Raw genomic sequence first — 8,347 nt, forward strand, 5'->3', positions numbered from 1 at the left:
CCCGAGAGCACACCGATCTTGGCGTCCCAGGGCGGCAGGCGCAGCGCGTCGGCGGCGATTTCAAGCTGGTGCTCGGAATCGGTGCCGGCGGTGGCGATGATGGCTTCCAGGCGGGCCTGCTCGGCGGCCAGCGCATCGAAGTCGGCATCGGGCTCCCCGTAAGCCGTGTACACAGCTTCGAGCTGGGCCTTGGCGGCGAATACCGCGCCCATGCCGGCTTCCACGCTTTCGCGTACCGTGTGCTCGGGGTCCAGCTTGGGTTCCTGCGGCAGGTAGCCGATGTTCAGGCCCGGCATGGGAGTGGCTTCGCCCTCGATTTCCGTGTCCAGGCCGGCCATGATCTTGAGCAGCGTGGACTTGCCGGAACCGTTGGTGCCCAGCACGCCGATCTTGGCGCCCGGGAAGAAGCTGAGCGACACCTCTTTAAGGATATGGCGCTTGGGCGGCACGATTTTGCCGACCTTGTTCATAGTAAATACGTACTGAGCCATCAGGATTAACTTTGGTAAAAATGAAAACAATGCAGGAAAACGGGCTGCTTGCCGCCTGTACATGCTATTTCTACAGGCTGTCAGCAGGCTTTCTTGCGGGCTGGAACGACACGCCGCGCCTGGGCGCAAACGCCTTTTGGCAAAGCGTGTTTTATGCGTGAATGCCTCCATTATCGTTGCTGTGCGACAATACAGGCGTTGYTGGCTCCAGTTGCCTTCAACATTTGGGCACATCCGGGTACCGCTTCAAGTGGCTGCTTACGATGTAAAACGTAATGTTTAGGGCCCACTTTCTGACCCCATCTGCCTTTGACTGGCGGGTTTGCCTTTCAACAAGGCACCCAACAGGCCGATCTAAAGCGCCACACAGGCGCAACATCATGACATTTGAAGAATTGAATCTGGCTCCGGCCATTCTGAAGGCCGTGCTCGAGCAGGGCTACGACACCCCCACCCCCATCCAGACCCAGGCGATCCCCGCCGTGCTCAAAGGCGTGGACCTGCTGGGCGGCGCCCAGACCGGCACCGGCAAGACCGCAGCTTTCACGCTGCCCCTGCTGCAGCGCCTTTCCACCGAAGCGCGCCTGACCAACCGCCGCGGCGTCAACGCCGTACGCGCCCTGATCATGACCCCCACCCGCGAGCTCGCGGCCCAGGTCGAAGAAAGCGTCCGCACCTACGGCAAATACACCGACCTCACCTCCATGGTGATGTTCGGCGGCGTCGGTATGGGCGCCCAGATTGAAAAACTGCGCCGCGGCGTCGATATCCTGGTCGCCACTCCCGGCCGCCTGCTGGACCACGCGAGCCAGGGCACGCTGGACCTGAGCCAGGTACAGATCCTGGTGCTCGACGAAGCCGACCGCATGCTGGACATGGGCTTTATCCACGACATCAAAAAAGTGTTGGCCCTGGTGCCCAAGCAAAAACAATCGCTGCTGTTCAGCGCGACCTTCAGCGATGAAATCCGCGAGCTCGCCAACGGCCTGCTGAAGAACCCCGAATCCATCCAGGTCACGCCGCGCAACACCACGGTGCAGCGCATCACGCAGACCATCCATCCCGTCGGGCGAGCCAAGAAAAAAGCGCTGCTGACCCACATCATCAACGAGCACAACTGGAGCCAGGTGCTGGTGTTCACCCGCACCAAGTTCGGCGCCAACAACGTGGCCGAACACCTGACCAAAAACGGCATCCCCGCGATGGCGCTGCACGGCAACAAGAGCCAGACCGCCCGCACCCAGGCCCTGGCCGATTTCAAGAGCGGAACGATTCGCGCCCTGGTGGCCACTGACATCGCCGCCCGCGGCATCGACATCGACGAGTTGCCGCACGTGGTGAACTACGAAATCCCGAACGTGAGCGAAGACTACGTGCACCGCATCGGCCGCACCGGCCGCGCCGGGAACAGCGGCGAAGCCGTCAGCCTGGTCTGCCTCGATGAAGAAGGCTTCATGCAGGACATCGAGCGCTTCACCAAGCAGAACATCGAAAAAATCGTGGTCCCCGGCTTTGAAGCCGAAGCCGGCGAGCGCGCCGAGCCGCTGGCCATGGGTCGCCAGACCATCTGGGGTGGCCTGGGCAAGCCGCCAAGCCGCGACGTGATGCAGGCTGCCGCCAAAGCAGCCCGTACTGAAATGATGCAGCGCATTCGCGACACCAAGGGCGCACAGCCCGCGCGGGGTGCAGGTGGCGGTAACGGCGGCGGCAATGGCGGCGCGCGCGGACGCGGTCCCGCAGGCGGCGGCAACGGTGGTGGCGGTAACGGCGGCGGCAGCGGCCGCGGTCCCCGCACACCCAACCCCGGCCAGCCACGACAGGCTTCGGGCTACTCACAGAACGGCCAGCCGCCACGCCAGCAGGCGCAGCGCCCGCCGCGCGACGACCAGCAGCCACGCGCACCCCGCAGCGAGCCGAGGGAGCCGCGCAACGACTTTGACAACCAGCAACCCGCCAGCCACGCCTCCTCGGGTTTCCCGTCCTCCGGCCAGCCCACGGGCGGCAACCGCGGCAACTACCGGGGCGGCAACCGCTCTGGTGGTGGTAATGGCGGCGGTGGTGGCGGCGGCGGCCGGGGCAACGGGCCCCGCCGGCCTGGCGGTCCCGGCTCGTTTACCGGCCGCTAAGCGCTAACGGCGGCGATCCCACTGCGTGGGTGCCGCCATGCAACTGTCCGGCGCGGCATAAGGCTGCAAAAGGCCAATTCCGCACCTCAGGCTCAAGCTGCTTTCAGCTGCTTGGCCGGATTGCTCAGTTTGGGCAAACGGCGCCGCGAACCGAGCACCAGCTCGATATCCTCGTGCGCGCCGTCAATCAGCACCAGAATGGCTTTTTCGGCCTTGGCCGGGTTGCGCGCGATCACCGCATCCAGCACCGCCCGGTGCAGCGGCAGGGAGCGCTTGGGCCCGTCCTTGCGGATGGTCGAAATTTCAAAGCTGGTGCGCAGCAAGGCACTGAGCGCCTTGCTCATCTGGACCAGCATGCGGTTGTGCGCGGCACGCAGCAGGCCCTGGTGAAAACGCAGGTCGTAGGTGACGTAGTCGCCGCCGCCTTCCACGGCGCGCTTCATACCGGCATAGGCATCCTCGATCCCGGCGATCTCTTCCGCGGTGGCCCGCTCGGCGGCCATGCGCACGGCGGCTGGTTCCACCAGGCGCCGCAGTTCCAGCAGGTCACGTAAAAATTCGGGCGTGATGCCGGCCTTGGCCTTCCAGGCGATGACGTCGGGATCGAACCAGTTCCAGTGCTCCTCGGTCAGCACGCGGGTGCCCACTTTGGGCCCGGTGGTAACCAGCCCCTTGGCGATCAGTGACTTGACCGCTTCGCGCACCACCGTGCGGCTCACGCCCAGTTCCTCGCAAAGCACCGGCTCCGGCGGCATGGACATGCCGGCGGTATAACGGCCCGCGACGATGGCTTCCCCGATGTGGTCAACCGTGTTGCCGTGGACGTTTTTCATGGTGGCCATGGGGTTCCTTTAGCCTCGCACAAACAAGGTGACCAACGGGTCCGAACCTACCTGGCGGCTCCAATGGCCATGCACGGCCGGATCGAAGGTGGCGCCGGCCGGCAGCAGGTCCGCGGAGTAGAAATGCTGTCCGGGCTTGAAGATGCGGGAAATTCCACCCTGCAAGCCGATCTCCATCTCGCCGCCCAGAATGAATACCCACTGGCCGTGCGGCGAGCAATGAAACTGGCTGCGAAAACCTACCGGGCTGTGGCGCAACTGGTAGCCGCCTGAAGGCATCAGCGTGGACAGCATGGATTGCGGATTGCCCTCCGGCAGCGGAACCTGCTCTTCGCGGAACTTTGCGAGGCCGTCGGCGTCGTCTGTGTAGAGAATAACTTTGGTGAAGGTGGTCAAAAAAGCTCCGTGTTCGTGTTCATGTGTTCGTTCTGGATAAATCCGGCGTGCAATTTCCCGCGTCTCAGGCCCCAGCCTGCGCAAGCCCGGCCCTGGCCGCAGCATCAGGCGCAAACTGCAGCAGCACCTTCATGGCCCTACCCTTGTCGCCAGCCAGCTTGAAGGCGTCCGTCGCCTGGTCGAAGTTCATGATATCGGTGATGACCGGCCGGCCATCGATCAGGCGCTTGTTCAAAAACTCCACCGCCACCGCGAACTCGGGGTGGAAGCGGAAGGTGCCGCGCAGATCGATCTCACGCGCCACCAGCGCGTTCATCGGGATCTTGATGTCGCCGCCCAGCCCCACGGCCACAATCACACCGCGCGGGGCGACGACCTGGAGCCCGGACAGCAGCGCGCGTTCATTGCCTGAGGCCTCGAACATGACGTCGAAGTAGCCCTTCTCCAACGCATACGGCGCCAGCGCATCGGGCTGCGCCGAAAGGTTGATCGCCTTGTCCGCACCCATCTTGAGAGCGCAAGCCAGCGGCAACTCCGCAATATCCACCGCCACAATCTCGGCCGCCCCGGCGCGCCGCAGGCCCGCGATCAGCAAGGCGCCGATGGGCCCACAACCGGTGACCAGCACTTTCTTGCCGAACACGACGCCCGCGCGATTGATGGCATGCAGGCCGACCGACAGCGGCTCAGCCAGCGCAGCCTCCGACAAAGAAATATCTTCGGACACGGCGTAGGCCTGCGTTTGATCGATCACCAGCGTTTCGCGGAATGCGCCCTGCACGTGGGGAAAACGCATCGCGCTGCCGTAGAAACGCATGTCCARGCAATGGTTGTGCTGGCCGAGCTGGCAGTATTTGCAGACGCCGCAAGGACGCGATGGGGACACAGCCACGCGTTGCCCGGGTGCGAAACCCGCGACTTGGTTGCCCACTTCGCTCACGATGCCCGAAACTTCATGCCCCAGCACCATCGGCTCCTTGATGCGCACCGTGCCGAAGCCGCCGTGCTGGAAGTAGTGTAGGTCCGAGCCGCAGATGCCGCCGAAGGCAACACGCACGCGCATCTGCTTCGGGCCGACGGGCTCGACTGCCTGCGAGTCAAAGCGCAGATCCAGCGGGGCGTGGCAGACGATGGCGCGCATATTCATTGAAGTTCAGCTCACAAAAAATCAAAGTTGGGCGGTGACCCCGCCATCGACATACAGCACATGCCCGTTCATGAAGCTGGACGCATCGCTGGCCAGAAAAACCGCCGCCCCCGCCAGTTCATGCACTTCGCCCCAACGCCGGCTCGGCGTGCGGCCGATCAGCCAGGAATTGAATTTCTCATCCGACGATAGCTTCTCGTTCAGCTCGGTCTTGAAGTACCCCGGCCCGATTGCATTGCACTGAAGGCCATGCGGACCCCAGTCGATCGCCATGCCCTTGGTCAGCATCTTCACCGCACCTTTGGTCGCCATATAGGGCGAGATTCCCGGCCGGCCGATCTCGCTTTGCACCGAGCAGATGTTGATGATCTTGCCGCGCTTGCGCGGGATCATCTTGCGTGCCACGGCCTGGCCCACCATGAAGACGCTGTCCAGGTTGGTGCGCATGAGCTTGCGCCAGTCCTCTTCGGCAAACTCTTCCAGCGAATTGCGGATCTGCATGCCCGCGTTGTTGAACAGGATGTCGATCGGACCGATGGTTGACTCGATGGTCTCCACCGCCGCCTTCACCTCCCCGGAATCCGTCACGTCAAACGCGCTCACATGTGCGGTGATGCCTTCGCTGCGCAGCAGGGCCGCTGCCTCCTGCACCTTGGCGGCATTGCGCCCGTTGACCACCACGACCGCGCCAGCTTGGCCGAGCCCGCGCGCAAGCGCCAGGCCAATGCCGGCTGATGACCCCGTGACGAGCGCCAGCCTGCCGTTCAGCTTGAATGAGTCGGCGACCATGGCCGCGCTCACGACAGGCGCTGACCGCTGTCGCCGTTGAAGACGTGGGCCTTGCCCGGCGCCACGTCCAGATGAATGATGTCGTCAGGCTGCGCATCGGTGCGGCCATGCATGACGACAATGATCTTGCTATTGCCCACTTCCAGCAGCAGCTCGGTTTCCGCGCCCGTCGGCTCGATCACGATCACCTTGGCAGGGATGCCTGTGCCGGTCGTGGAGACCTTCAGGTCGGTGGGCCTTACGCCATAGTTCACCGCTTGCCCGTCCACCGCATTGGCCAGCGCCTGCGCCGGCCAGGAATGCCCCTCTGCTTCCACCCAGGTGCGGCCATCCGCGACGCGAAGCGTGCCCTTCATCACGTTCATCGACGGCGAGCCGATAAATTGCGCGACGAAAAGGTTGCCCGGCCGGTCGAACAGCTCCAGCGGCGTGCCGATCTGCTCGATGATGCCGTCGTGCATGACGACGATGCGGTCGGCCATGGTCATGGCCTCGATCTGGTCGTGCGTCACGTAGACGGTCGTGGTCTTCAGGCGCTGGTGCAGCGCCTTGATCTCGGCCCGCATGGCAACACGCAGCTTGGCATCCAGGTTGGACAGCGGTTCGTCAAAGAGAAATACCTTGGGGTCGCGCACGATGGCTCGGCCCATGGCCACGCGCTGGCGCTGGCCGCCTGACAGCTCGCGCGGGAAGCGGTCGAGCAACGGGTCGAGGTTCAGGATGCGCGCCGCGTCACCCACGCGTTTGTCGGTGATCGCCTGGTCGGCCTTGCGCAGTTTCAGGCTGAAGGCCATGTTGTCGCGCACGGTCATGTGCGGGTAGAGCGCATAGCTCTGGAACACCATCGCGATGTCGCGATCCTTGGAGTCGAGGTCGTTGATGACCTTGCCGTCGATGGAGATCTCGCCACCGGTTATCTCTTCGAGCCCGGCCAGCATGCGCAAAAGCGTGGACTTGCCACAGCCCGAGGGGCCGACGAGCACAACGAATTCGCCATCGCTGATGTCGAAACTGATGCCGTGAATGATCTTGACCTTGCCGAAGGACTTCTCGATTTTGTTGAATGCGACGGATGCCATTTTGTTTATTTTTCCTGTGAATCAGCTTTTAACGGCGCCGGCCGTGAGGCCTGCGACCATATAGCGCTTGAATGCGTAATAAATTGCCGCAGGCGGCATCGCGTAGATAAGGCCCGTGGTCATGAGCAGTTCCCATGGCGAGTCGTCGGCCGAGAGGAAATTGCCCAGCGCCACCGCCAGCGTCACGCTGTCGTCCTTGGACAGCAGCAAAAAGGCGTAGAGGTATTCGTTCCAGGCAAGCAGCAACGCGTACGTCCCGACCGCCACCAGCGAAGGCACCATCAATGGCAGGTAAACGAGGCGAAAGAGTTGCATGGCCGTGGCCCCGTCCATCCTCGCGGCTTCATCCAGTTCCCAAGGCAGCTTGTCCGACGCCTGCTTGAGCACCCAGATGCAGTACGGCGAGGCGATCGTCACCATCGCCAGGATGAGCGCCCACTGGTTGTTGAGCAGGCCATAGTTGCCCATGGTCTTGTACATGGGCACGGCCAAGAAGGCCGCGGGGATGAAGTAGGTGAACAGTGCCATGTTCATCACCGTACGGCCGCCGGGAACCCGCAAACGGCTGATGGCAAAGGCCGCGCAGGTCGACACGAACAGCGTGAGCACGCCGACCGACACGGCGATCAGCAAGGAATTCCACAGCTGGATCCAGAAATGGTCCAGGTAGAAATGCTTCTGCATGAACACGAACTCGAAGTTTCGCAGTGTGGGTGCTTTCGGCCAGAGCTGGCCCGTCGTCGCCTGGTCCTTGGGCGACAGCGCGAACAGCACCATGTGGTAGATCGGCAGCAGCGTCCAGATCAACACGGGGATGCCGATGAGCAGTAGCTTGGCTTCGGTCGAGATGACCTTCAATGCGGAGCGGGTCATACCGGCCTCCGACGAGCCATCTCTAGGCGGCCGGGCGCCCCCCCGGGGGTCAGGGAGCGATAGGGAGCGTGGAGGCACATCATTTGGACAATCTCTTCATCATGAAATACACCAGAGGCAAGACCAGCGGCAATGCGACGACGATGGACGCAAGGGACAGGTCAACCTGGTCCAGACGCAGGTAGCGGATGCCCAGCGTTGCCAGCACGTGCGTCAGGTCTGCCGGCCCGCCACCCGTGAGCAGGTAGACGCTGTTGAAATCCCCCAGCGTCCAGATCATCGAGAGGATGGTGGACGTGAGGTACAGCGAGCGCATTGACGGCCAAGTAATGAAGCGGAACTTCTGCCACACTGAAGCGCCGTCCACCGACGCGGCTTCGTACTGCTCGCCCGGAATCGCCATACGGCCGGCCAGCAGGATCAGCGTCCAGAACGGCAGCGATTTCCAGATGTGCGCCAGCATCGAAAAGCCCAACGCCAGCGTCGGGTCGTTCAGCCAGTTCGGGCCGTCCATGCCGGTAAAGCGGTAGATGGCGGCGTTCACCACGCCCCACTCCGGGTTGAGCATGAAGCGCATGGACAGGATGGTCGGGATCGACGGCAC

9 protein-coding genes are annotated in these 8,347 nt (G+C 63.2%); 1 reads left to right on the plus strand and 8 read right to left on the minus strand.

The features are described from left to right. The coding region (locus AC1DWI_RS07315; protein ID WP_477724605.1) for an ATP-binding cassette domain-containing protein at window positions 1-491 on the minus strand (491 nt) is incomplete at its 3' end. Between the two features lie 380 nt (window positions 492-871). Between AC1DWI_RS07315 and AC1DWI_RS07320 the strand changes: the two genes are divergently transcribed. Next, a complete protein-coding gene (locus AC1DWI_RS07320) occupies window positions 872-2,617 on the plus strand; it encodes a DEAD/DEAH box helicase (RefSeq protein WP_477671426.1) in 1,746 nt (581 codons plus the stop codon). A gap of 92 nt (window positions 2,618-2,709) precedes the next feature. On the opposite strand, the gene AC1DWI_RS07325 is transcribed toward AC1DWI_RS07320, so the two are convergent. From AC1DWI_RS07325 to AC1DWI_RS07355, 7 genes are all read right to left on the minus strand, one after another. Continuing rightward, entirely contained in the window at window positions 2,710-3,459 is a 750-nt protein-coding gene (locus tag AC1DWI_RS07325) for a FadR/GntR family transcriptional regulator (RefSeq protein ID WP_477657613.1), read from the minus strand. A 9-nt stretch (window positions 3,460-3,468) separates the two neighbouring features. After that, window positions 3,469-3,855, minus strand: coding sequence for a cupin domain-containing protein (locus tag AC1DWI_RS07330; RefSeq protein WP_477671425.1), 387 nt, complete (start codon window positions 3,853-3,855; stop codon window positions 3,469-3,471). 64 nt (window positions 3,856-3,919) lie between these two features. Continuing rightward, window positions 3,920-4,996, minus strand: a complete 1,077-nt coding sequence (locus AC1DWI_RS07335) for an L-idonate 5-dehydrogenase (RefSeq protein WP_477671619.1) — start codon at window positions 4,994-4,996, stop codon at window positions 3,920-3,922. A gap of 27 nt (window positions 4,997-5,023) precedes the next feature. Further along, window positions 5,024-5,791, minus strand: coding sequence for an SDR family oxidoreductase (locus AC1DWI_RS07340; RefSeq protein WP_477671424.1), 768 nt, complete (start codon window positions 5,789-5,791; stop codon window positions 5,024-5,026). Between the two features lie 8 nt (window positions 5,792-5,799). Further along, window positions 5,800-6,870 (minus strand): ABC transporter ATP-binding protein, encoded by a 1,071-nt coding sequence (locus AC1DWI_RS07345; RefSeq protein ID WP_477671423.1) that lies wholly within the window; start codon window positions 6,868-6,870, stop codon window positions 5,800-5,802. A gap of 21 nt (window positions 6,871-6,891) precedes the next feature. After that, on the minus strand, window positions 6,892-7,743 hold the full coding sequence (locus AC1DWI_RS07350; RefSeq protein ID WP_477671422.1) for a carbohydrate ABC transporter permease: 852 nt from the start codon (window positions 7,741-7,743) through the stop codon (window positions 6,892-6,894). Between the two features lie 79 nt (window positions 7,744-7,822). Next, window positions 7,823-8,347, minus strand: a 525-nt coding sequence (locus AC1DWI_RS07355) for a carbohydrate ABC transporter permease (protein WP_477724606.1), incomplete at its 5' end; no start/stop codon positions are given.

Source organism: Polaromonas sp. P3_C2, assembly GCF_056402675.1.